A 23,615-nucleotide genomic window follows, 5' to 3' on the forward strand; every position below is an offset into this window, starting at 1 on the left:
AACCGATGAAGATTCTTCTTGCCGAAGACGATAACGACATGCGCCGCTTCCTCGTGAAGGCGCTGGAGAACGCAGGCTACGACGTCGCCTCGTTCGACAACGGCCTCTCGGCCTATAACCGCCTGCGGGAAGAGCCCTTCGAGCTCCTCCTGACGGACATCGTCATGCCGGAGATGGACGGCATCGAGCTGGCCCGCAAGGCCACCGAGCTCGACCCGGAGATCAAGGTGATGTTCATCACCGGCTTCGCGGCCGTCGCCCTCAACCCGGATTCCCAGGCCCCGCGCGACGCGAAGGTCCTGTCGAAGCCGTTCCACCTGCGCGATCTGGTGAGCGAAGTCGATAAAATGATGGCGGCCTAAAAAAGGCTGGTCTTCAGGCTTGCGCCAGAGCCCGCTTGTGGGTATATCGCCCCCACAGCCGAAGCGGGACCTAAAAATCACCGTTTCCCGGGCGCGTAGCTCAGCGGGAGAGCACTACGTTGACATCGTAGGGGTCGCTGGTTCGATCCCAGCCGCGCCCACCATTTTCTTTTTCCGGCCTTCCCGAAGGGCCGCAGGAGACCGGATATGAAGATCCGTAACTCGTTGAAGTCGATCCGCGGCCGTCACCGCGACAACCAGCTGGTTCGTCGCAAGGGTCGCGTCTACATCATCAACAAGACCCAGAAGCGCTACAAGGCTCGTCAGGGCTAAGTCGGCGCGTGCGGCATCGCCGCACACGATAATCTGAATTGACCACGCATGCCGGGACCCTAAAATCCCGGCATGCGTTTTTTCGCGTGCCTGCTGACCCTCGTGCTCGTCTCCGCCGCGCTCCCCTCGAGCGCGCAGGAGCCCGTGCGTCCCAAGGATTCCAAGGAACAGGCCCAGCCGCCCCGGCCGCGCCCCCGCGCGTCCACCCTGGACGAGCTGTTCGAGCGCCTGGGCAAAGCACAGTCCGAGCGCGAGGCGGAGGGCATCTCGTCCCTGATCGAGCGGCGCTTCTCCCGCTCCGGCTCCGATACGGCCGACCTTCTCCTCAGGCGCGCGGGCGAGGCTTACGGAAAGAAGGACTTTCCCCTCGCCATCGAGCTGATCGACCGGGTCCTTGTGCTCCAGCCCAACTGGGCGGAAGCCTGGTACAAGCGGGCGACGGTGTTCTACCAGCTCGACGATCCGGTGGGCGCCATGGCCGACCTCAACCGGGCGATCAGGATCGAGCCCCGTCACTTCAATGCCTGGACCGGGCTTGGCCACATCCTCATGGCCTCCGACGACAAGGTGCACGCGCTCCAGGCCTATCGCCGGGTGCTCGCGATCAACCCGCAGATGTCCGACGTGAAGACCATCGTGAACCGCCTCGGCCCGGAGGTTGACGGGCAGGATCTCTAAATCCACGTTGCAGGGATGTCCCTGCTCCTCGTTCTCGCCGTTCCGCTCTCGCTCCTGACCCTGGGAGCGGCGTTCACCTATATCTATGCGTGGTCCATCGAGCGGCGCTTTCCGCCGACCGGCCGGTTCGTCACGGTCGAGGGTTCGAGGCTGCATTACCGGGAGGAGGGGCCTCGCGACGGGGCGGCCCGCGGGACGATCGTGCTCCTGCACGGGGCATCGTCCAACCTGGTCGAATCCATGCTGGGCCTGGGCCGGGCGCTGTCGCGGCGCTACCGGGTCCTCGCCTTCGACCGTCCCGGCCATGGCTGGAGCACGCGAGGACCGGGCCTGGGTGAGGCCGAGCCCGCCCGTCAGGCGGCGCTGATCGCTGGCGCGCTGCGGCAGATGGGCGTCCGGGACGCGGTGGTGGTGGGCCATTCCTGGTCGGGGACGATCGTGCCCCATTTCGCCCTCGACCATACGGACGTCACCGGCGCGATCTTCGTCCTGTCCGGGATCACGTCTCCCTGGCCCGGGGGCTATATCGGCTGGTACCGGCGCCTGATCGATTCCCGAGCCGGGTGGCTGATGATGCGCACCCTGGCCGTGCCGGTTCTGCTCGTCCTGCGGCCTTGGATGAAGAGCAAGACCTTCCGGCCGCAGCCGGCCCCGCCCGGCATCGTCAGGGAGGGCTTCATCCCCTTGGCTTTCCGGCCCCATGCCTATGAGGCCAACATGCAGGATTTCGCCGTCATGTACGATGCTGTCCTGCGGCAGAGCGCGCGCTATGGGGAGATCCTGATGCCCGTGACGGTCGTGGCCGGCGACCGGGACGAGATCGTCTGGAGCGATCTCCACAGCCTCTCCTTCGCCCGGGCGGTGCCGGGTGCGGAGCTGATCCTCATGCCCGGCATCGGCCACATGCCGCAATATGCGGACCAGGCGACGGTCCTCGCGGCCATCGAGGCTCTGGCCGAACGGGGGGGTTCGTCAGCTGATTCCGTGCCCATCGAGGGGAGGAGCGGCGTGACCGGGTGAGACCTTCCCGTGACGGCTGGCCTTGAGCCAGGCGCGTCATTGTCGTCCCCGGCGAGCCTAAGGCGAGGGAAGTAGATCCACGATCACGCTCGGCGCTATGGATTCCCTTCCCCTCCGCTACGCTCCGGCCGGGAATGACACTGGTGGTGCGGAAAGCCGGACGCGCACGTCAGGCCTGAGCGGCGTGCTCCTGATTGACGAAAGCGATGCGTACCATGTTGGTGGCGCCGGGGGTGCCGAAGGGCATGCCGGCCACGATGATGATACGCTCGCCGATGGCCGAGTAGCCTTCGCGCACGGCGAACTTGCAGGCGCGGAACGCCATGTCGTCGATGTCGCTGGCGTCCTTGGTGCGGATCGAGTGCACGCCCCAGACCAGCGCGAGGCGCCGGGCGGTGTTCACGCTCGGCGTCAGCGCGACGACCGTTGAGTTCGGCCGCTCGCGGGCGATGCGGAACGCCGTCGAGCCCGAGAAGGTCCAGGCCGCCACCGTCTTGATGTTGAGCGTATCGGCGATCTGGTGCGAGGCCGCCGCGATGGCGTCCGATCCGGTGGCTTCCGGCTCCGCGTTCAGGGTGCGCATGATCGACCAGTAGTTCTGGTCCTGCTCCACCTCTTCGGCGATCCGGCTCATGGTGGCCACCGCGTCGACCGGGTACTGGCCCGAGGCGCTCTCAGCCGAGAGCATCACCGCGTCCGCGCCGTCATAGACGGCGGTCGCCACGTCGGAGACTTCCGCGCGGGTCGGGACCGGCGAGGTGATCATGGATTCCAGCATCTGGGTCGCCACCACCACGGGCTTGCCCAGCTTGCGGGCCGTGCGGACGATGCGCTTCTGGATGCCCGGCACCTTCTCCAGCGGCATCTCCACGCCGAGATCGCCGCGCGCGACCATGACCGCGTCGGAGATCTCCATGATCTCGTCGAGGCGGGTGATGGCCTGGGGCTTCTCGAGCTTCGACATCACGAGCGCGCGGCCGCGGGCGACCTTTTTCACCTCGGCCACGTCCTCGGGACGCTGCACGAAGGACAGGGCGATCCAGTCCACGCCGGCATCGAGGGCCGCTTCGAGATCCGAGCGGTCCTTCTCGGTCATGGCCGCGACGGGAATCGTCGTGTCGGGCAGGCTGACGCCCTTGCGGTTCGAGATCTTACCGGCGACTTCCACCGTCGTTGTGGCCGAGCCCTGCTTCACGCTCTTCACGCGCAGCCGCAGCTTGCCGTCGTCGATCAGCACCGTGTGGCCGGGCTCGAGGGATGACAGGATCTCCGGATGGGGCAGATGCACGCGGCTCTTGGTGCCCGGCGTCTTGTCGGCATCGAGCGTGAAGCTCTGGCCCTGCACCAGCATGGCGCTGTCGCCCTCGAAGGCCCCCACGCGCAGCTTCGGACCCTGCAGGTCGGCGAGGATGGCGATAGGACGCTTGAACCGGGCCTCGACGGAGCGGATCATCTCGACCCGCTCCTTAAGCTTCTCGCGGGGCAGGTGGCTCATGTTGAGGCGGAAGACGTCGGCGCCGGCCTCGAACAGCTTGGCGATCATCTCCGGATTCTCGGAAGCCGGGCCCAAGGTTGCTAGGATCTTCGTGCGCCTGTCGCGTCTCATCGTCATGGCCCCCCTGGCCGGTTCGTTTCGGTGAGCTGGATCGTCCAGCTCTTCTGTTCACCTGTGTCGACTTCGAAGAAGCCGCTGCGATCAAAGCCTCTGGCGAGGCAATCCTCCGTTCCGCGAATCGTGAACTCGCGCTCCCGGGTGCACATGAAGGAGCGTCCGCTCCATTCGCCGCCCCGGTCGTAATCGATGGCATAGATATAATAGAAGCGTCCGCCGAGCTGCCCCTTGAGCAGTGTCTCGCAGGCGCGCGAGGTGAGATTCCACCAGCCTTCAGTCACCCACCCTTGCGCGTCCCGGTACCCGAGCGCGATCCCGACCCGGCTCGACGTCATGTTGCACAGGCGAAGGTCCGCCTTCGCGGGCGATGCGGCCAGAAGGCACCCGCTGGCGAGGAACGCTGCGAGTGCAAGGCTTCGCCGCCAGCGAGGAGACGATGTGAGGAGAGCGGCCTTCATGGATGCGGTATGATCGAATCGAAAGGAATGAAATCGCACAATGCGGTGAGAACTATGTCGAATCGTTGTCTGCCAGAAGTGTAGCCGGAGCAAGACTTTACAGCAGGCGCGTTGCAGTTTTTGCAGACCGCATCGCCTTTACAACACTCCGGGGCCACTTTGGAATGGGCATTGCTCTCCATTTCCCCTCCATAGGGATAGGGCTAACCGGCCGGTGCATCGGCCTTGGGCCGCGCGATCCAGATGCCGAACAGGATCAAGGCGCCGCCGACGCTCTGCACCAGCGTCAGCTCCTCGCCGAGAATCGCCCAGCCGAATAGCGCTGCGGCAATCGCTTCCAGGAAAATCACCAGCGAAGAGAACACCGCCGGCAGCCGCCCGAGCGCGATGGCGAGAAGCCCTTGTCCGCCCGCATGGCTGACATAGGACATGGCGAGAAGCGCCGCGATGCCTTGAGCGGTCTGCGGGATCACCCGCGTGTCGAAGAGAAGCGCGATGACCAGAAGGATCGCCGAGGTGATGAGCCCAGCCTCGAACGTCACCCGCGCGGCACCGGCCGTCTTGCGCGCCCGGCTGGCGGCCAGAAAATACATGCCGAAGAAGAAGGCCGTGGCGAGGCCGTAAAGATCGCCTTCGATCCGGGCGGGATCTGCCTTGAGGCTCTGCCCGATCAAGGCCGCGCCGCCAAGAAGACAAAGGCCAAGGCCCATGAAGGTCCCCCGAGAGACTCGCTGCCTGAACACGAGCCAGACGGTCAGCACGACGAAGAGCGGCGCCATGGTGGCGAAGAAGGTGGCGTTCGCCACCGTCGTCTTGAGGATCGCCAAGTGCCAGAAGAAGAGGTCACCGGCGAAGACGATGCCCCCGAGGATGCTCGCCTTGGAAAACCGGATTATCGGCGTCCCGGCGGGCGCGCGCTTCTCCTCGATTCGCATCCAGGCATAGAGCAGGGGCAGGCAGAGCGAGACGCGCCAGAAGGCACTGGCGAAGGGCCCCACATCCGCCGGCGCCCCGTCCATGCTGGCGGAGGCGAAACGCACGAAGATCGGGGAAATCCCCATGGCGACGGCGCCGAGACACAGCGCGGCAAAGGCGGAGGTCAAGCCCGGCTCGAGCCGGGCCGTTGTGGATGTAGAGGGCATAAGCGTCGTGAAAGTGTGTTGCGCGGATCGCCGCGTTGTCAGGGTCGGGGGCGCACGTTAAGGCTTTTCGTCTGCCGTTCAATCCATCCTGTCGAAATCCATCCTCCGCCATGTCCGCTTCCGCCGCTCTCGCGCTCGACGATCCGTCCCGTGAACCCCATCCCGTGGAGATCGTCCCCGGCTCCATCGAATCGGGAATCCTGATCCTGTGTGACCACGCCTCTAATACAGTCCCGCCGGATCTGGGCGATCTGGGGCTGCCGGAATCCGAGTTCGAGCGCCACATCGCCTACGACATCGGGGCTGCCGCCGTGACCCGCTCCCTGGCCGGGCATTTGGGCGCTCCGGCGATCCTGACGCAGTTCTCGCGCCTCATCATCGACCCCAACCGGGGCCGGGACGATCCGACCCTGGTCATGCGCCTGTCGGACGGCGCGGTGGTGCCGGGCAACGCCCGGGTCGACGAGGCCGAGGTCCAGCGGCGCATCGCCCGTTTCTACGATCCCTATGATCATGCCATCGCGGATGCGATCCACAGGGCCATGGCGGCGGGCCATCCGCCGGTGGTGGTGACGGTCCACAGCTTCACGCCGATCTGGCGCGGCTGGGCCCGTCCCTGGCACGTGGGCATCCTGTGGGACGCGGACGATCGCTTCGCCAGGCCGCTCCTCGAGGGACTCACGGCCGAGGACGGACTCGTCGTCGGCGACAACGAGCCTTATGATGGAGCGCTGGCGGGCGACACGGTCGACCGGCACGCCACGATCCGGGGCCTCGCCAACGCGCTCATCGAGATCCGGCAGGACCTGATCGCGTCGGACGAGGGCGCCGAGGAATGGGCCGGGCGCTTCGCCCGGCTGCTCAAGCCGCTCGCCGGCCGGCCGGAACTGCGGGCGCCAAAAATCTTCGGGACCCGCACGCGCGACCGTCTGCGCCAGCACGGAGGGTAAGGCCATGAAGGATATCGACGCGAAAACCCAGATGGAACTAGAGGCCGCGGCCTTCCGCAGGCTCGTCGAGCACCTGCGGGAGCGGACCGACGTCCAGAACATCGATCTCATGAATCTGGCGGGGTTCTGCCGGAACTGCCTGTCCAATTGGCTGAAGGAGGCTGCCGACGAGAGAGGCCTCGCCCTCTCCAAGGAGGAGAGCCGAACCCATGTCTACGGCATGCCCTACGAGGAGTGGAAGGAGCGCCACCAGCGCGAGGCCTCTTCCGCCCAGATTACCGATTTTGAGAAAACGAAGCCCGGGCATTAAAACCGCTTCAACCAAATGGCCATAACACTGGCACCAACACCACAATTAAGGGGCTTCCCTCATGGATGACGCAGCTTTCAACACCGAATCCGTCGCAGCCGACCAGCTGAAGGCCTTCATCGAGCGCATCGAGCGCCTCGAAGAGGAAAAGGCCGGCATCGCCGGCGACATCAAGGACGTCTATGCCGAGGCCAAGGGCAACGGCTTCGACACCAAGGTCCTGCGCAAGATCGTTTCAATTCGGAAGAAGGACTACGCCGAGCGCCAGGAGGAGGAGGCGATCCTCGAACTCTACATGCAGGCCCTGGGGATGGTCTAAGGCCGTCCCGCCGTTCCGTCTTTTCAAAAGCCCCGTGGATCGATCCACGGGGCTTTTCTTGTTTCAAGGAGCTGGCTCATCACCCTCTCACCTCATCCTGAGGAGCAGCGCAGCTGCGCTGCTCCTCAGGATGAGGGCTCAGTTCAGCGCCTGCTCATAGCGGACTTCGAGGATGAGGGTACAGGGAACGTTCCCCCGGCCGATCAGCCATGCATCCTTCCCGCTCGCGCGCCGGGCTCTGGTTGCCTATAAGGAACTAACCACGAAAGCTGGAGAAACGCATGAAGCTCGCCCGGGACCAAGTGTCGGAACCTCTCGACGCGCAGGCGCGCCGGAACATCGCTCCCGTCATCTGCTATCCGGTCGAGACCCTGCCGCGGCCCGATCTCGCCGCCTACCAGGCCGCTCGCGAAGGCTGGGAGAAGATCGACGAGGTCGTGGTGCCGCCCCGGGACGCGCGCTGCTTCACCGTGCCGGCCGGCTGCTTCTTCCGGATCGTCAGCATCGAGGGGCCCCAGGTGGGCGATCTCAATCTCTGGTCGGCACACGATCTGAACGAGCGCTTCTTCTCCGGCAAGACCAGGGCCCTCAACGGCACGCATGTGTCGACCGGCGACCAGCTCTGGTCGTCCCTGCCGTATCTGCGCCCGATGGCGACGATCACCCACGACACCCTCGACTGGTACGGCTTCGACGAGTTCGGCGGCTCGGTGCACGACGTGATCGGCACGCGCTGCGATCCCTACACCCATCGCCTGCTCTCGGGACAGGATTATCACCATTGCTGCCATTCCAACCTGACCCGGGCGCTCGCCCATCGGTTGGAGCGGCCCAAGGACGAGGTCGAGCCGGCGGTGCACGACGTGCTCAACGTCTTCATGTGCACCGGCTTCACGCGCGACACCGGGCAGTACTTCATGAAGGCGAGCCCCGTGCGGCCGGGCGATTACCTGGAGTTCTTCGCCGAGATCGACCTGCTGGGCGCGCTCTCCGCCTGTCCCGGTGGGGATTGCAGCGCGGAGCATTCGAGCGATACGGCGGCCTGCCATCCGCTCCTGGTGGAAGTCTATCGTCCCAAGGCGCCGCCGCAGGGCTGGACCTCTCCGGCGCCCAACGCCTATGGGCGCCAGCACGGGGAGTGAGAAATCCTGCAGCTCAAACGAAAAGGGCCCCTCGTGGGGCCCTTTTCCTTATCGCACCACCGGCAGCGGCTTGACCGCCGGGCCCGTGAACTTGTTTGTCGCCAGATCGCCGACGGGCTTGCTCGAGAAGCCCATATGCAGGCTGGGCTCCGCCGACATGAGGGTGCTCAGGGCCGTCTGGGGCTTCTTCGCCGACGCAGGCGCCTTGGCCTGGGGAGCCGCCACGGGGATCGCCTTCTCGGGTTTCGCCTTCTCGGCCTTCGGCGGCGCCTTGGGCGTGGAGCCCGTTACCGGAATGTCGACCGGGCTTGCGGAGGCGACAACGATGGGGCGCAGGTCCGGCCGGCGGGGCGGCAGCGGGTGCTGGAGCGCCGCCATTTCGGTCGCGCCGCGCGGCTCCGGCAGGCCGGGGATCGGGTTCGTGGCCGCAAGCGACCCGGGCCGGGCGGGCGGAAGCGGCGCGTAGGCGAGGGCGACGGTCCCGGCGACCGGTTCTATGCCCGTGTCGTCCGCGTCCGGCCGGCGGGGCGGCATCGGCGCGAAGGCCATGCCCTTGGGGATCGACATCTCGGATTGCGATTCCGGACCCTGCTGCCATGCCAGGACGGGTCCCGATGCGGTCTGGACCGTGCCGGGCGCCCCGTTGATCCGGGTCGGCGGCAGCGGCGCGGAGGCCGGCGGCGACAGGTCCTCACGCAAGGCTGGAGCCATGGCGGCCATGACCGCGGGAGCGGGCGGCTCGGGTCGCGGCTGGATCGCCACGGGCGCCCGGCGGGCGGGCTCGGGAGCCTGGCTGGGCTGGAGCGCCGCATAGACCGAGGTGTTGGAATCGCTGGCGTAATAGTTCTGGGCCGGTTGGGGCGATCGGGAGGCCACGATGGCTCGTCCCGGTCGCGACGCGACCCTGATTTCCTCCGCGTCCTCGTTCTCGTCCTCGTCGAGACCGAACAGCGTCGCCCAGAAGCTCTTGCGGCGTGGCTGGTTGGCGACGGCTTCCTCGGCATCCGCGTAGGCGGTGTAGCCGGCGACGGTGCCACCCTTCGCGAGCACCTCGGCGCGGGCCTCGTCATAGCCCGGCAGGGGCTTGCCGTCCGACGGGATATGCACGGTCTTGCCGTCGGGGAAGATGCTGGCGAGCTGCGAGCGGGTCATGCGCGGCCAGGCGCGCACGCTGCCCACGTCGAGATGGACGAAAGGCGTGTAGGCATTGGGGTAGTAGCCGACACCGCCGTTCTGCAGCCGCATGCCGATGGCGCGCAGGCGCGCGGCGGACACGTCCGGCAGGTAGAAGTCCATGGCCTTGCCCTGCATGTGCTGGCTGTTCTTGGCCACCACGCTCGAGCGCCGCCGGAGCATCGAGTTGGTCTGAGGCGAGCGGAAGCCCGAGTTCACATGCACGGGCGCGCTGGACCCGACCTCGCGATAGACCTCCCACACCGTATCGAACAGGCGCGGATCCATGCGGGTCGGCTCGTCGCGACGCCAGTCGCGCAGGAACCAGTTGAGCTGCTGAAGAGCGCCCGAATCGTACTGGCCGTTGCGCCTGAACGTAACGGTGAGGCTTTCCTTGGTGTTGTTGTTGTAAAGGCTCAGCGTGCGGGTATCGCCGTTGGCCACGGCATCCTGCGTGCCGCGCACCCCGCCCACCATGACGGCCAGAAAGGCCACAAGACCAAGGCTCGCGCGATGCGCGAGGCGGTCCGTACGCAATACTCTCACTGTGGTACTCGTCTTTACTGGTCCGCATCCGGGGATGCAGCAATCCTTATGGTGAAAGGATCTTTGCCGAAGACGGTTACAGTCCCGTTAAGTGAGAGCAGGAAATTGGTCGAAACCGGGATGAAAGACGCGGCTACTCGGACAGGCTCAGGGCGGCCTTGACCTTGCGGTCGAGGCCATAGAGATCCTCGAAGCGCTTCAGCTCCCCCTTCTCGTCGACCGCGAGGGTGAAGTAGGCCAGGTGCACGGGCAGCGGGTTGGACAGGTGCACGGTCCGCTCGCCCTTGCCGATGAGCCCGCGCAGCTTCTCTTCAGTCCACTTGCCCTCCTTGCCCATGATCTCTTCCGCGAGCTGGAACGGCTTGTCCACGCGCACGCAGCCATGGCTGAAGGCGCGCTTGCTCGCTGAGAAGAGATTGCGGTTGGGCGTGTCGTGAAGATAGACCGCGTGCTGGTTGGGGAACATGAATTTCAGGAAGCCCAGCGCATTGCGCTCGCCCGGCGGCTGCTGAACCATGATCCGATCGCCGCGGCGGATGACCTTGTAGCCTCTCTTCGCCGCGTAGTCGGGATCGTTGGCCAGTCCTGGCAGGATCTCCTTCTTCATGATCGACGGCGGGATCGTCCAGGACGGATTGACCACGAGATACTTCATGTTCTCGGAGAAGATCGGCGTCTGCGACTGCTCTTTGCCGACGATGACCCGCGTCTGGTAGACCGTGTTGCGGCCCTCGACCATCTGCAGGCGGAATTCGGGCACGTTCACCATGATGTGCCGCTGCCCCAGATCGGCCGGCAGCCAGCGCCAGCGCTCCATGTTGGCGATCAGGTCGGATTGCCGTTGCGCCACCGAGGGGCCGGAGAGGGCCGCCACCGTCTGGGCGTTCAGGACGCCCGTGTCCGGCAGGCCCTTTTCCTTCTGGAAGGCCGCCACGGCGGAAGCCACGCGCTCGTCGTAGACCGTCTGGTTGTTCGCGTCCTTCGTGAGGTTGAACCGCGCCCGGATCAGGGGCACACGCGGGTCCTTCATGCCCACGCGAAGGATCGGCCCGCGTGGCAGGCGCACGCTCGGCTGCGAGGGATGGCTCTCGCGCAGTTTTGCCAACCTGTCCTTGAGGACCCTGTAGCCGGCATGCGGCGGGTTGTAGGCCTCGAGCGCCCCACCCGCATCGCCGGCGGAGGATACCTTGCCCAGCACCTCGTCGACGGCCGGCAGGGCGAGCTTCGGGGTCACCATCGGGGAAAGACGGGCGAGGTCGATGCGCGCCCCGCGGGCGTCGCGGGCATAGCGGATCACCGACAGGGAGAGCCGCAAATCGGCCTGGGCCCATTGCGTCGGATTCGCATCCTTGCGCAGGCCCCTGTCGGGCAGCGCGTAATCGGCCGGGTCGAGACCGTCCTCGTCGGCGGCCTTCAGGCGTTCCATCACGCCCAGAGCGGCAGGCAACCAGACGCCGTCCCGCGCCCAGACCAGCGGGCGCTCGGCCTGCGCGTAGTAGGCCTGCAGGGCTTCCCGGTCCTTAGTGCTCACGCGCATCTCACGCATGGCGGCATCGTCCGCGAGCAATCCTTCCATGGCCATGCGAACGAGATCCGTCTGCATCAGAGCCGTCACCGGAGTCGCGTCGGGCAGGGGGATGTCGATGGTAGGAGCGGCCTTGAGATTGGTCGTCTCGATGGTGACCGGGGCCGGCTCCGGCAGCGGAATCGCCTGAGCGGCCGCATCCTTCGACGCGGAGGATTCCGCGCCGGCGACGTCGTGGAAGGAGGGCTCCGCCGGAACGGTCCGAACCACCTCGGCCTGCGCATGGTCCGCATCTTCCGCAAGGGCAGACAACGGGAAGACGGAAACGGATCCAATGAGACCAAGCCACAGTGCCGTCTTGCGCACGTCACGCATGATCATGCTCCTCATCGCAGTTGAAAGTGGAGGCGTGAAAAAGTCCTCCATCGGGTGAATACCGTCGGTGTTCCCGCACACGTCCTGTTACGCTTAACGCATGAAACGCCAAGCGGCTTCATCGTCTAGGTCAAGTTGGTTCAATTTTCTGTAAAGAGCCTCGCCCCTCAGGGCGCGGAGGCAAAAGGGCATCGGGCGATGAAATGATATGGAGGAACATGCGGCCATCCTGAACGAGAAGGCGTAAACCGCCGCTTAACGGGACAGGAGCGCAAGCCGGCCTTCTGCCGCCATGGGTTGATCCGGGGAGCACGGCAGCCAATATGTGTGCAGACCCTTCCAGAGTGCTCGCAAGCAGGCAGTCGCCCGTGACCTTTCAGACAATCTCCCCCTCGCATCATCCATTCTCCGCCGGCGCCGCGCAGGCCGATCTGGGGCCGCTGCCTGAATGGAACCTGTCCCATCTCTATCCCGGCATGGACAGCGAGGCGTTCAAGCGGGATCTCGCCAAGGCGGAAACGGAGTGCAAGGCCTTTGCCGAAGCCTATCGCGGCAAGCTCGATGCGATGGTCCGGGGCGAGAACGCATCCGAGCGGTTGAACGAGGTTGTGAGGCGCTACGAGGCGCTCGAAGATCTTCTCGGCCGCCTGATGTCCTATGCGGGCCTCGTCTATTCCGGCGACACCACGGACCCGATCCGGGCGAAGTTCTACGGCGATACGCAGGAACGCCTGACGACCGCCTCGACGGAGCTGCTCTTCTTCGCGCTCGAGCTCAACCGCATCGAGGACGCGATTCTCGACCGGGCCATGAGCGAGCCGCCGCTCGCCCATTACAAGCCCTGGATCGAGGACCTGCGCAAGGACAAGCCCTATCAGCTCGACGACAAGATCGAGCAGCTCTTCCACGAGAAGTCCGTGACCGGCCGCTCGGCCTGGAACCGGCTGTTCGACGAGACCATCGCGTCCTTGCGCTTCACGGTGCGCGGCGAGGAGCTGCCCATCGAGCCGACCCTGAACAAGCTGCAGGATCCGGACGAGACCGTGCGCAAGGATGCGTCCGATGCCCTGGCCAAGACCTTCAAGGCCAATCTTCGCACCTTCACGCTCATCACCAACACGCTCGCCAAGGACAAGGAAATCTCGGACCGTTGGCGCGGCTTCCAGGACGTGGCGGATTCGCGCCATCTGGCCAACCGGGTCGAGCGTGAGGTCGTGGAGGCGATGGTTTCGGCCGTGCGCGAGGCGTATCCGCGCCTGTCCCACCGCTATTATGTCCTGAAGGCCAAGTGGTTCGGCAAGGACAAGCTCGACCATTGGGACCGTAATGCGCCCCTGCCGAAGGTCGAGCAACGCACCATTTCCTGGAACGAGGCCAAAGACACGGTCCTCTCGGCCTATTCCGATTTCTCCCCACGCATGGCCGACATAGCCCGGCGTTTCTTCGATGAGGAATGGATCGACGCGCCGACCCGGCCCGGCAAGGCTCCCGGGGCCTTCGCCCACCCGACTGTGCCCTCGGCCCACCCTTACGTTCTGCTGAACTACCAGGGTAAGCCACGGGACGTGATGACGCTCGCCCACGAGCTGGGCCACGGGGTGCATCAGGTCATGGCCGGCCCCAACGGCGCGCTGATGGCCCCGACTCCTCTGACGCTCGCCGAGACGGCCTCCGTGTTCGGCGAGATGCTGACCTTCCGTCGCCTGCTCGACCAGACGACCGACCCGGTGCAGCGCAAGGCGATGCTGGCCGCCAAGGTCGAGGACATGCTCAACACGGTGGTGCGCCAGATCGCGTTCTACTCCTTCGAGCGCAAGGTCCATCTGGAGCGCCGCAACGGCGAGCTCACGGCCGACCAGCTGTGCGATCTCTGGATGTCGGTGCAGGACGAATCCCTCGGCCCGGCGATCCGCCTGGGTCCGGGTTACGAGAGCTTCTGGACCTATATCCCCCACTTCATCCACTCGCCGTTCTACGTCTATGCCTATGCCTTCGGCGACTGCCTCGTGAACTCGCTCTACGGCGTGTACGAGCGCTCCAGCGAGGGCTTCGTGGATCGGTACTTCGCGCTGCTGTCGGCCGGCGGCACCAAGCATTATTCGGAGCTGCTGGCCCCGTTCGGCCTCAACGCCGGCGATCCGGCCTTCTGGCAGATCGGCCTCTCGATGATCGAACGGCTGATCGGCGAGCTCGAAGCCATGGAGCAGGCAGCCTGATGTCCGATTCCGACCGCGAAGCGAATCGCTTCTCCGCGCGCGCCGCCCGTTACGCCCGGGTGGGCGCCAATATGGGCGGGGTCGCGGCCCGCATGGCCGGTTCGCGGCTGTTCGGGGGCGATGCGCGCGACGCGTCCAACGCGGCGGTGCTGGCCCAGGCGCTCGGTGGGCTCAAGGGGCCGATCATGAAGGTGGCGCAGCTCCTCGCCACCATTCCGGACCTCATCCCGCCCGAATACGCCGCGGAACTGCAGAAGCTCCAGAGCGAGGCGCCGCCCATGGGGGCGGCTTTCGTGAAGCGGCGCATGCAGGCGGAGCTGGGTCCGCAATGGCAGGGCCGGTTCGGCTCCTTCGACCTGAACCCGGCGGCGGCCGCTTCCCTCGGCCAGGTCCATCGGGCGACCACGAAGGAGGGCGAGAAGCTCGCCTGCAAGCTTCAATACCCCGACATGCAATCCGCCGTGGAGGCGGACCTGAGCCAGCTCGAACTCGTCTTCGCCCTTCACCGCCGCATGGACCCCGCCATCGATACCCGCGAGATCTCGAAGGAGATCGGCGAGCGGGTGCGCGAGGAGCTCGATTACGAGCGCGAGGCAAAGCACGCGGCGCTCTATGCCCGGACCCTCGCCGACGTGGAGGAGGTCCGGGTGCCGCGGGTCCATCCTGACCTGTCCACCCGGCGGCTCCTGTCCCTCGAATGGCTCGAGGGCGAGAAGATCCTCGGCTTCACCGAATCGCCGGTCGAGATCCGCAACCGGCTGGCGGTCGCCATGTTCAAGGCCTGGTGGCACCCCTTCAGCCATGCGGCCGTCATCCACGGCGATCCGCATCTCGGCAATTACACGGTCTTTTCCGAAGGCGGGGAGGCGAGGGGGATCAACCTTCTCGATTACGGCTGCATCCGCATCTTCCATCCCCGCTTCGTCGGCGGCGTGGTCGATCTCTACCGGGGGCTCCAGACCGACGATCGCGCCCGCGTGGTCCATGCCTACGAGACCTGGGGGTTCAAGAACCTCTCGAACGAGCTGATCGACATCCTCAACATCTGGGCGCGCTTCATCTATGCCCCGCTCCTGGACGACCGGATCCGCACCGTGGCCGACGGCGTGAAGCCCGGTGAATACGGCCGCCGCCAGGCCTTCGAGGTTCACAAGGCTCTGAAGGAGAAGGGGCCGGTCACCGTCCCGCGCGAGTTCGTGTTCATGGACCGGGCGGCCGTGGGCCTGGGCGCGGTTTTCCTGCACCTGAAGGCCGAGCTGAACTACCACCGGCTGTTCGAGAACGAGATCGAGCGCTTTTCGCTGGAGAACCTCGAGCAGAAACAGAAAGAGGCTCTGGCCGCTTCCGGTTTACCAAATCCTATGTAATGAGGTTGCATCTTTTGCCGTTAAGCCTTACGCATGACGGTACGTTAGAGGCAGCCCATGAAAATCGCTTTCGTTCACCAGAACTTTCCCGGCCAATTCCTGCGTCTGGCCAGGACCTTCGTGGCCGAGGGGCATGAGGTCGTGGGTCTGGGAATGGTCAAGCAATGCTCCATCCCGGGCGTGAAGTACTTCTCCTACGACGCAGTCCCCGGTCCGGAGGATGCGCCCTATCAGAACCGCTACTCACCGGTCATCCCGCGGCTGCGCCGGGCCTATGGCGTTGCCCACCGGGCCAGGGCCCTGGCGCAAGAGGGATTCGAGCCGGACGTGGTGGTGGTCAATACGGGCTGGGGCGAGAACCTCTTCCTCAAGGACGTCTGGCCCAAGGCCCGCCACGTGGCCTATTTCGAATATTACTACCACGCCAAGGGGCAGGACCTCGATTTCGACCCCGAGTTCCCGGTCACCAACGAGGAGGTGATCTGGCGCCTGCGCGTGAAGAACTCCATGCAGCTCGGCGCCCTCGATGCCGCCGACGTGGCCGTTGCCCCGACCCGCTACCAGCGGGACACGTTCCCGGCCTATCTGCGGGATCGGCTCGCGATCATCCATGACGGGATTGACACCGAGAGGCTTCAGCCGGACCCGAAGGTCAGGATCCAGCTCGGCGAGAACGGACCGCATCTCACCCGCGACAAGCCCGTCGTCACGTATGTGACCCGCAACATCGAGCCCATGCGCGGCGCCCACGTGGTCTTCAAGAGCCTGCCTTATCTGCTCGACATCGATCCCGAGCTTCAGGTCGTGATCATCGGCGGCCGGGGGACGAGCTATTCCGGGTCGGCGCCGAAGGGGCAGACCTGGTTCGACGTCTTCAAGTCCCGAATCGAGCGGCCGGTGGACTGGTCCCGGGTCCATTTCGTCGGAAACCTGCCCTACGACCAATTCGTGAGGGTCCTGCAGGTCTCCTCAGCCCATGTCTACATGACCTATCCCTTCGTGCTCTCCTGGTCCTCCATCGAGGCCATGGCGCTGGAATGCCGGATCGTGGCCTCGGACACGGAACCGGTCCGCGAGATCATCCAGGACGGGGTCAACGGACGGCTTTTCCCCTTCTTCGACGAGAAGGCCCTGGCCGAGCGGGTGCGCGAGACCCTGGCCGACCAGGAAAAGTCCGCCGCCATGGCCGCGGAGGCCCGCCGGATCGCCGTTTCGAAGTATGATTACGAGACGGTCAGCCTGCCTCGCTGGCGCGAGTTCCTGGGGATCCAATGACCCGGCAAAACATTCATAAAGTTTTCGTTTGGAGCCATTCGAAAGATTGCGGCTCCTTACGGCATGCGCTAAACGCAGCAGTTAACTAGTGACGCTGAACAGGGCTTTGAATCATGGCCGATACAAAACATGCGCCGCACGGGGGCTACAGTCCGGATATGGACGGCCGCGCTCATGAGGCGACCTATCACGGATTTGTCCAGTTTGCCGAAATCGCCACCGCAGTGATCATCTGCCACGTGCTGGCGCTGGCCGTCGGCGGCATCAAGCATGCTTGGCTCACGGCGATCTTCGGTGTGATCCTCTCGCTCGTCGCGGGCGGCATCGGCGCGATGGCTCCCTCCGTGGGAGTGCGGGCTCCGGCAGCCGTCGGAATCCTCCTCGTCCTGGCGCTCATCCTCTACTGAGCGGTCGTGAGCCTTTCGAGAAACAGACACGAGATAAGAGCTTGATTTCAAGCCGTTGACCACATCCAGGGGGGCCTACATGCGGATCGCCGTTCTCTCCGAAACCGATGGAGCGGAGACTCGCGTTTCCGCCACCCCTGAAACGGTCAAAAAATACAAAAGCCTCGGCGCGGACGTGGTCGTCCAAGCCGGGGCGGGCGCCAAGGCCGGCATTCCCGATGCCGAATTCGAGGCCGCGGGCGCTTCGGTCGCCAAGTCGGCCCAAGACGCCCTGAAGGATGCCGATGTCGTCCTCAAGGTCCGCCGTCCCGCCGAGGGCGAGCTGACGGGCGTCAAGCCCGGCGCCCTCGTCATCGCCATCATGGATCCCTACGGCCAGGACGCCGCCCTCAAGGCCCTGGCCGATGCTCACGTTTCCGCCTTCGCCATGGAACTGATGCCCCGCATCACCCGCGCGCAGGTCATGGACGTTCTGTCCTCCCAGGCCAATCTCGCCGGCTACCGGGCCGTCATCGACGGTTCCGCCGAATACGGCCGCGCCATGCCGATGATGATGACGGCGGCCGGCACCGTGCCGGCGGCCCGCGTCTTCGTCATGGGGGCGGGCGTCGCCGGTCTCCAGGCCATCGCCACCGCCCGCCGTCTCGGTGCGGTCGTGACCGCCACCGATGTGCGCCCCGCCGCCAAGGAACAGGTTGAAAGCCTGGGCGCCAAGTTCATCGCCGTCGAGGACGACGAGTTCAAGCAGGCCGAGACCGCTGGCGGCTACGCCAAGGAAATGTCGGACGCCTACAAGGCCAAGCAGGCCGAGCTGGTCGCCTCCCACATCGCCAAGCAGGACATCGTCATCACCACGGCGCTCATTCCCGGCCGCCCGGCGCCGAAGCTCGTCTCCCGCGCCATGGTCGAATCCATGAAGCCCGGCTCGGTCGTCGTCGATCTGGCGGTGGAGCGCGGCGGCAATTGCGAGCTGGCCCAGGCAGGCCAGGTGGTGGAGCATAACGGCGTGAAGATCGTGGGCCACCTCAACGTGCCCGGACGCCTCGCCGCCAGCGCCTCCAGCCTCTACGCGAAGAACCTCTACGCCTTCGTCGAGACGCTGGTGGACAAGGAAACCAAGGCTCTGGCCGTGAAGTGGGACGACGAGCTGGTCAAGGCCACCTGCCTGACTCGCGACGGCGCCATCGTCCACACCGCCTTCCAGCCGACCGCTTAAACCGTCCAGGGGAGGACACCATGGCAACGCTTACGCCCGAACAGGCCGTCGAACAGGCCCGAGCGGCGGCAGAGGCTGCCCGCCGCTCGGCCGAGGCAGCCCAGACCATCGCCGACCAGGTGGCAGAAGCCGCCGGCAACGCCGCCGCCGTCGTGACCCACGGGGCCGTCGACCCGACCGTGTTTCGTCTCGCGATCTTCGTGCTGGCGATCTTCGTCGGCTACTACGTGGTCTGGTCGGTGACCCCGGCGCTGCATACGCCGCTCATGTCGGTCACCAACGCCATCTCGTCGGTGATCGTGGTCGGTGCGCTGCTGGCGGTGGGCGTCAATGTGGCCCCTAGCCTCGGTGACGGACCGATCTGGGCCCGGGCGCTCGGCTTCATCGGCCTCGTCCTCGCCAGCATCAACATCTTCGGCGGCTTCCTGGTGACCCAGCGCATGCTCGCCATGTACCGCAAGAAGGGGTGAGGCGATGTCGGCCAATCTAGCCTCGATCCTCTATCTCGTCTCCGGCGTCCTGTTCATCCTGGCGCTGCGCGGCCTGTCCCATCCTACTACCTCCCGGCAGGGCAACCTCTACGGCATGGTGGGCATGGGGATCGCCATCCTCACCACTTTGTTCGTCTCCCCGCCGAGCGGGTTCGGCGGCTGGGCCCTGGTGATCCTCGGCCTCGCCATCGGCGGCGGCATCGGCGCCGTGGTCGCCCGGCGAGTGCCGATGACGGCCATGCCGCAGCTGGTCGCCGCCTTCCACTCCCTGGTGGGCCTCGCGGCCGTGCTGGTGGCGGCGGGCGCCCTCTACGCGCCGCAGGCCTTCGGCATCGGCTCGGAGGGCACCATCCATGGCGGCTCGCTGTTCGAAATGGCGCTGGGCGTCGCCATCGGTGCCATCACCTTCACCGGTTCCGTCATCGCGTTCCTGAAGCTCGATGGGCGGATGTCCGGCAAGCCGATCCTGCTGCCGAGCCGGCACCTGATCAACATCGCCCTCGCTGTCCTGCTGCTGGTGCTGCTCGTCGTTTTCATCCGTACCGAGAGCCATGCGGCCTTCTGGCTGATCGTGCTGGTCTCCTTCGTGCTCGGCGTGACGCTGATCATTCCCATCGGCGGCGCCGACATGCCGGTGGTGGTGTCGATGCTGAACTCCTATTCCGGCTGGGCGGCGGCGGGCATCGGCTTCACGCTGGGCAACCTCGCGCTCATCATCACCGGCGCATTGGTCGGCTCCTCGGGCGCGATCCTGTCCTACATCATGTGCAAGGGCATGAATCGCTCCTTCATCTCGGTGATCCTCGGCGGCTTCGGTGGCGAGACAGTCGTCGCCGCGGGCGGTGCGGTCGAGACCCGGCCGGTCAAGCAGGGCTCGGCGGACGATGCCGCCTTCATCATGAAGAACGCCGCCAAGGTCATCATCGTGCCGGGCTACGGCATGGCGGTCGCCCAGGCGCAGCACGCGCTGCGCGAGATGGCTGACCAGCTGAAGGCCGAGGGTGTCGAGGTGAAGTACGCCATCCATCCGGTGGCGGGCCGTATGCCCGGCCACATGAACGTGCTGCTGGCGGAAGCCAACGTGCCCTACGACGAGGTCTTCGAACTCGAGGACATCAACGGCGAGTTCGCGCAGGCCGACGTCGCCTTCGTCATCGGCGCCAACGACGTGACGAACCCGGCCGCGAAGACCGACCCGTCCTCGCCGATCTTCGGCATGCCGATCCTCGACGTGGAGCGCGCCAAGACCGTGCTGTTCATCAAGCGCGGCATGGGCTCCGGCTATGCCGGCGTCGAGAACGAGCTGTTCTTCCGCGACAACACCATGATGCTCTTCGGCGACGCCAAGAAGGTCGTGGATGAGATCCTGAAGAATCTCTGACAACATTAGCATTGCGCTCCTCATGGCGGTCGGCCAGCGGAGAAGATGAGCATGCTGCGGAAACGGCGCACCGTCCTTCTTCTCGGATGGTGTCTTCTTCTGGTGCCGCCAGTGCTCGTGGCGGGCGCTTTAGCCGAGGTCGCGGTCTATGCCTCGTTCTCTGATGACAGGCCTGCAGATGCTGCAATCATTCTGGGCGCGGCCGTTGCGGAGGACAGGCCGTCGCCTGTTTTCGAAGAGCGGATTCGTCATGCGGTTGCGCTCTATAAGGCAGGCCGAGTTCGGATGCTGATTGCGACCGGCGGATTGGGCCCCGGAGACAAGGTGACAGAGGCAGAGGCCGCTCAGCGTTGGAGCCTTGCGCAAGGGGTGCCGATCAATGCCATCATTATGGAAACTCGATCGCACACGACGCAGGAAAATTTGGCTTTCGCTCTGCCGCTTCTGCGCCAGCATGGAGTCAAGCATGTTCTGCTTGTCAGCGATCCACTGCACATGCGCCGAGCCATGGCAATAGCGAGGCGCCTTGGGATAGAGGCCGCGCCATCGCCCACTCCGACGAGCCGCTTTGAAAGCTTGTCGACGTGGGTGCCATTTCTCATATCGGAGACTTACTACCTCGCCCGTTGCCGTATGACCGCAAAGTGCTGATCCGATCAGGCTCTTTTCGAGAGACGACTCTCAGCGCCGTTATGTGCTTGGTTCCATTTCCTGATAGGAAAGAAAAGTAGTTTTCAGAGAACGAGCATGTCCCAGATCACCCTCCGTACTGCCCTCCCGGCCGACCGGGAAGCCGTCATCGAGCTGATCCACCAGCTCAACGTGTTCGAGGCCGACCTCGTGGGCGACCGACGGCGGGACTATCGGTCGGCGGCGGAATATTACGACGAGCTGATGCAGCGCCTGTCCCGGCGCAACGGCCGCATCGTCCTGGCGGTGACAGAGAGGGTGGTGGTCGGCGCCATGGGCTTCTCGGTCGACCAGGACGCTGCCTATGTGGTCGAGGACGTGCGTCATCACGGCACGGTGACGGACCTGATCGTGCACGCCGACCGGCGCGGGCAGGGCATCGGCCAGGCGCTCCTGACGGAGGCCGAGCGCCTCACCCGCGAGGCCGGCCTGAAACGCCTCGTCATCGGCGTCCTCGCGGCCAATGAGAGGGCCGAGCGCACCTATCGCGCCTTCGGCTTCGAGCCTTACGTTTCGATCCTGTCGAAGGAACTCTGACGGCCTCGGACCCAAAAGTGGTCCCGGTTTTGGGATCAATTCCGATGCTTTTCGTCCTGGCTTGAACATCGTTCGGGGCCGCACGATGCTCAAGGGGCCGGATAGGCTTCGTCCCAGGCCGTGAGCACCGTCAGCCTGGGCCAGCGGGCGGGCCAGTCCTTGCTCGCAACCCGCTCGCGATAGACGTCCATCTTGTGTGCGAAAGCCGGCGTCGGTCTCACGATCAGGTCGAGAAGATCCTGAACGCCATGGGGCGCCATCACGTCGACTTTGCCGTCGATTGATCGCGCCGCGATGGCGGTGGCGGTTTCGGACCAATGCGCGACGGCATCAAAGGTGTCGCGATAAGGCCTGTCGCCATTGCGAAGATGCATGCGGGCCTGGTTCTTCACGGACCAGATCGTGCCGGGCGCAAGAGCGCGGAGGCGGTGCTCCAGGTCGCTTTCCCGTTCTCTTCCCGTGTCGCCCGGGTCGAAAAAGATCACGTCCACGTCATTAAGACGGGAAGCGTCCAAGGTGCGCCCATGCAGGACGTCCCAGACAGTGTTGCGGATGAATCCAGCGCCGATCCAGCCATCGGGAAGCCTGAGGCTCTCCACATGTAAAAGAAGCGCATGCAGGTCCGCATGCGCTTCGAGGAGGTGTGCGATATCGGCGAAGCCGCGCAGGGGAGGGGCGGGGTTCATGCCGCCGCACTCCGAGAGGCTTTACGAGCGGAACAGGCCTGCCATGCCGCCTTGTAGGCGGGAGCTGCCCTGCCGGGCGACGCTGTTGCTGTTGTCGAGGGCCAGTGCGCGCGAATAGCTCTCGAGAGCCTGGCTCTTGTCGCCCTTGCGCTCGAGGGCCACGCCGCGCCACGCCCAGGAATTGGCGTCCTTGCTATCGACGTTCAGGGCCGCGTTGAAGTCCTCGATGGCCTTGTCGTACTGGTTCGTCGCCACGAAGCTCTGGCCGCGGGCCGCGTAGGGGGCACCCACGAAGGGATTGCGGTCGATGGTGGCGTCGAAGTCGAGGATCGCCTGCTGGTGCATGCCCTGGCGCTGGTAAAGCAGGCCGCGGGAGTGGAGCGCCTCGGCCGATTCGGGCAGCAGGCGGGTGGCCATGTTCAGGTCGGCCAGGGCCTCCTGATACTGGTTCTGGGCGCGGTACAGATTGGCGCGGCCGATATAGGCCGGGCCGTAATTGGGATCCGCCTGGATCGAGCGCGTGAAGTCGGAAAGCGCCTGATCGTTACGGTTCGTCTGCCGCAGCGCCAGCGCGCGGTTGGTATAGGCAGGCGCATAATTCGGATCGAGCTGCACCGCCTTGGTGAAATCCGCCATGGCGCTGCTGTAGTTGCCCACGCGGGCATAGGCGGCGCCACGGGTGTTGTAGGCGCTCGGATCGTTCGGGTTGCGCTGGATCACATCCGACAGGGAGGAGATGTTGACCGTGCTCGTGCCCTGCGTGTCTTCTTCCACTACGGCGATCCGCTGGGTGGGGCCTCCGCCCACGGTGCTGCAGGCTGAAAGGCCGAGGGCGACGAGGGTCAGGCTCAGGGGGGCAAAACGGCGAATCGATGGGGCGAACACCTTCGTCTCCAGCTTTTTTACTCACGGTACCAGGAAGCGGCACTCTGGCGGGAATTCCTTAACAGCCGCGAAACAAGGCATCAAAAAGGCGCGAAGGCAATAGGAATTGCAACTTAGTTCCGTCGCGGCCCGTGAAGCAAGGTCCAGACATGCAAACAGCGCCCCGCTTTCGCGAAGGGCGCTGGTTCACAACCGATCGGCTAGGCCTTTCAGGCCCGCTCGGAGAGCTTAGCGGGTCGGACGGGGCTTCGAAGGCAGCAGGCCTTCACGCTGCATGCGCTTGCGGATCAGCTTGCGAGCGCGGCGAACGGCCTCAGCCTTCTCGCGGGCCTTCTTCTCGGACGGCTTCTCGTAGTGGCCGCGAAGCTTCATCTCGCGGAAGATGCCCTCACGCTGCATCTTCTTCTTGAGAGCGCGGAGCGCCTGATCGACGTTGTTATCCCGGACAAGAACCTGCACGCGAATTCCTCGTTTTTGAACCGTTTCGATTGTGACAAAAAAGCAATGAGGCGCGTCATG

Annotated in this window: 25 protein-coding genes and 1 tRNA gene; 18 read left to right on the top strand and 8 right to left on the bottom strand. The window is 65.3% G+C overall.

What is annotated here, in order from left to right; translation table 11 throughout:
• Positions 1-5 precede the first annotated feature (5 nt).
• The 5 genes from cpdR (at position 6) to OC446_RS08705 (ending at position 2,393) form a co-directional block, all read left to right on the top strand.
• Positions 6-362, top strand: coding sequence for a cell cycle two-component system response regulator CpdR (gene cpdR / locus OC446_RS08685; RefSeq protein WP_036361886.1), 357 nt, complete (start codon positions 6-8; stop codon positions 360-362).
• 89 nt (positions 363-451) lie between these two features.
• A tRNA-Val gene (locus tag OC446_RS08690) sits at positions 452-526 on the top strand.
• 43 nt (positions 527-569) lie between these two features.
• Positions 570-695, top strand: coding sequence for a type B 50S ribosomal protein L36 (gene ykgO, locus OC446_RS08695; protein WP_009763379.1), 126 nt, complete (start codon positions 570-572; stop codon positions 693-695).
• Between the two features lie 72 nt (positions 696-767).
• The gene (locus OC446_RS08700) at positions 768-1,373 is read left to right on the top strand and encodes a tetratricopeptide repeat protein (RefSeq protein WP_262028642.1); all 606 of its coding nucleotides are present in this window, start codon (positions 768-770) and stop codon (positions 1,371-1,373) included.
• 15 nt (positions 1,374-1,388) lie between these two features.
• The gene (locus OC446_RS08705) at positions 1,389-2,393 is read left to right on the top strand and encodes an alpha/beta fold hydrolase (RefSeq protein WP_262028643.1); all 1,005 of its coding nucleotides are present in this window, start codon (positions 1,389-1,391) and stop codon (positions 2,391-2,393) included.
• A 169-nt stretch (positions 2,394-2,562) separates the two neighbouring features.
• On the opposite strand, the gene pyk is transcribed toward OC446_RS08705, so the two are convergent.
• The 3 genes from pyk to OC446_RS08720 all read right to left on the bottom strand — a co-directional run bounded on the left by pyk (position 2,563) and on the right by OC446_RS08720 (position 5,566).
• Positions 2,563-3,999, bottom strand: coding sequence for a pyruvate kinase (gene pyk, locus OC446_RS08710; protein WP_262028644.1), 1,437 nt, complete (start codon positions 3,997-3,999; stop codon positions 2,563-2,565).
• A 2-nt stretch (positions 4,000-4,001) separates the two neighbouring features.
• The gene (locus OC446_RS08715; RefSeq protein ID WP_262028645.1) at positions 4,002-4,463 is read right to left on the bottom strand and encodes a DUF1036 domain-containing protein; all 462 of its coding nucleotides are present in this window, start codon (positions 4,461-4,463) and stop codon (positions 4,002-4,004) included.
• A gap of 203 nt (positions 4,464-4,666) precedes the next feature.
• Positions 4,667-5,566, bottom strand: a complete 900-nt coding sequence (locus OC446_RS08720) for a DMT family transporter (protein WP_410055037.1) — start codon at positions 5,564-5,566, stop codon at positions 4,667-4,669.
• A gap of 149 nt (positions 5,567-5,715) precedes the next feature.
• Here OC446_RS08720 and OC446_RS08725 point away from each other — a divergent pair, with 149 nt between their 5' ends.
• From OC446_RS08725 to OC446_RS08740, 4 genes are all read left to right on the top strand, one after another.
• On the top strand, positions 5,716-6,555 hold the full coding sequence (locus OC446_RS08725; protein WP_262028647.1) for an N-formylglutamate amidohydrolase: 840 nt from the start codon (positions 5,716-5,718) through the stop codon (positions 6,553-6,555).
• Between the two features lie 4 nt (positions 6,556-6,559).
• Positions 6,560-6,865 (top strand): DUF1244 domain-containing protein, encoded by a 306-nt coding sequence (locus tag OC446_RS08730; protein WP_262028648.1) that lies wholly within the window; start codon positions 6,560-6,562, stop codon positions 6,863-6,865.
• 61 nt (positions 6,866-6,926) lie between these two features.
• A complete protein-coding gene (locus OC446_RS08735) occupies positions 6,927-7,184 on the top strand; it encodes a DUF2312 domain-containing protein (protein WP_009763387.1) in 258 nt (85 codons plus the stop codon).
• A gap of 281 nt (positions 7,185-7,465) precedes the next feature.
• A complete protein-coding gene (locus OC446_RS08740; RefSeq protein ID WP_262028649.1) occupies positions 7,466-8,326 on the top strand; it encodes an urea carboxylase-associated family protein in 861 nt (286 codons plus the stop codon).
• Positions 8,327-8,374: 48 nt separating this feature from the next.
• Here OC446_RS08740 and OC446_RS08745 read toward each other — a convergent pair whose 3' ends face one another.
• Together OC446_RS08745 and OC446_RS08750 are read right to left on the bottom strand one after the other, a co-directional pair.
• The gene (locus OC446_RS08745) at positions 8,375-10,045 is read right to left on the bottom strand and encodes a DUF882 domain-containing protein (RefSeq protein ID WP_410055038.1); all 1,671 of its coding nucleotides are present in this window, start codon (positions 10,043-10,045) and stop codon (positions 8,375-8,377) included.
• Between the two features lie 133 nt (positions 10,046-10,178).
• Positions 10,179-11,945 carry a murein L,D-transpeptidase gene (locus tag OC446_RS08750; protein ID WP_262028650.1) on the bottom strand — a complete coding sequence of 589 codons (1,767 nt, stop codon included), beginning with the start codon at positions 11,943-11,945 and terminating at the stop codon, positions 10,179-10,181.
• 323 nt (positions 11,946-12,268) lie between these two features.
• Here OC446_RS08750 and OC446_RS08755 point away from each other — a divergent pair, with 323 nt between their 5' ends.
• The 9 genes from OC446_RS08755 (at position 12,269) to OC446_RS08795 (ending at position 21,525) form a co-directional block, all read left to right on the top strand.
• Positions 12,269-14,161 carry a M3 family oligoendopeptidase gene (locus OC446_RS08755; RefSeq protein ID WP_410055039.1) on the top strand — a complete coding sequence of 631 codons (1,893 nt, stop codon included), beginning with the start codon at positions 12,269-12,271 and terminating at the stop codon, positions 14,159-14,161.
• The gene (locus OC446_RS08760; protein ID WP_262028652.1) at positions 14,161-15,528 is read left to right on the top strand and encodes an ABC1 kinase family protein; all 1,368 of its coding nucleotides are present in this window, start codon (positions 14,161-14,163) and stop codon (positions 15,526-15,528) included. The genes OC446_RS08755 and OC446_RS08760 overlap by 1 nt, the downstream gene beginning before the upstream one ends.
• A 57-nt stretch (positions 15,529-15,585) precedes the next feature.
• Positions 15,586-16,803, top strand: a complete 1,218-nt coding sequence (locus tag OC446_RS08765) for a glycosyltransferase (protein ID WP_262028653.1) — start codon at positions 15,586-15,588, stop codon at positions 16,801-16,803.
• 113 nt (positions 16,804-16,916) lie between these two features.
• The gene (locus OC446_RS08770) at positions 16,917-17,210 is read left to right on the top strand and encodes an aa3-type cytochrome c oxidase subunit IV (protein ID WP_009763394.1); all 294 of its coding nucleotides are present in this window, start codon (positions 16,917-16,919) and stop codon (positions 17,208-17,210) included.
• A 79-nt stretch (positions 17,211-17,289) separates the two neighbouring features.
• Positions 17,290-18,426, top strand: a complete 1,137-nt coding sequence (locus OC446_RS08775) for a Re/Si-specific NAD(P)(+) transhydrogenase subunit alpha (protein ID WP_262028654.1) — start codon at positions 17,290-17,292, stop codon at positions 18,424-18,426.
• Positions 18,427-18,446: 20 nt separating this feature from the next.
• Positions 18,447-18,896 (top strand): proton-translocating transhydrogenase family protein, encoded by a 450-nt coding sequence (locus OC446_RS08780; protein WP_009763396.1) that lies wholly within the window; start codon positions 18,447-18,449, stop codon positions 18,894-18,896.
• Positions 18,897-18,900: 4 nt separating this feature from the next.
• Positions 18,901-20,298 carry an NAD(P)(+) transhydrogenase (Re/Si-specific) subunit beta gene (locus tag OC446_RS08785; RefSeq protein WP_262028655.1) on the top strand — a complete coding sequence of 466 codons (1,398 nt, stop codon included), beginning with the start codon at positions 18,901-18,903 and terminating at the stop codon, positions 20,296-20,298.
• A gap of 51 nt (positions 20,299-20,349) precedes the next feature.
• Positions 20,350-20,949: a YdcF family protein gene (locus OC446_RS08790; RefSeq protein WP_262028656.1), complete on the top strand. Its 600-nt coding sequence runs from the start codon at positions 20,350-20,352 to the stop codon at positions 20,947-20,949.
• A 96-nt stretch (positions 20,950-21,045) separates the two neighbouring features.
• On the top strand, positions 21,046-21,525 hold the full coding sequence (locus OC446_RS08795; protein WP_262028657.1) for a GNAT family N-acetyltransferase: 480 nt from the start codon (positions 21,046-21,048) through the stop codon (positions 21,523-21,525).
• Positions 21,526-21,614: 89 nt separating this feature from the next.
• On the opposite strand, the gene OC446_RS08800 is transcribed toward OC446_RS08795, so the two are convergent.
• From OC446_RS08800 to rpsU, 3 genes are all read right to left on the bottom strand, one after another.
• Complete coding sequence (locus OC446_RS08800; protein WP_262028658.1) at positions 21,615-22,211, bottom strand: nucleotidyltransferase family protein; 597 nt, start codon at positions 22,209-22,211, stop codon at positions 21,615-21,617.
• Between the two features lie 21 nt (positions 22,212-22,232).
• Positions 22,233-23,096, bottom strand: coding sequence for a tetratricopeptide repeat protein (locus OC446_RS08805; protein ID WP_262028659.1), 864 nt, complete (start codon positions 23,094-23,096; stop codon positions 22,233-22,235).
• 228 nt (positions 23,097-23,324) lie between these two features.
• Positions 23,325-23,555, bottom strand: coding sequence for a 30S ribosomal protein S21 (rpsU, locus tag OC446_RS08810; protein WP_009763401.1), 231 nt, complete (start codon positions 23,553-23,555; stop codon positions 23,325-23,327).
• Positions 23,556-23,615 lie beyond the last annotated feature (60 nt).

It is taken from the genome of Microvirga sp. Mcv34, from assembly GCF_024519725.1.
Classification (GTDB): Bacteria; Pseudomonadota; Alphaproteobacteria; order Rhizobiales; family Beijerinckiaceae; genus Microvirga.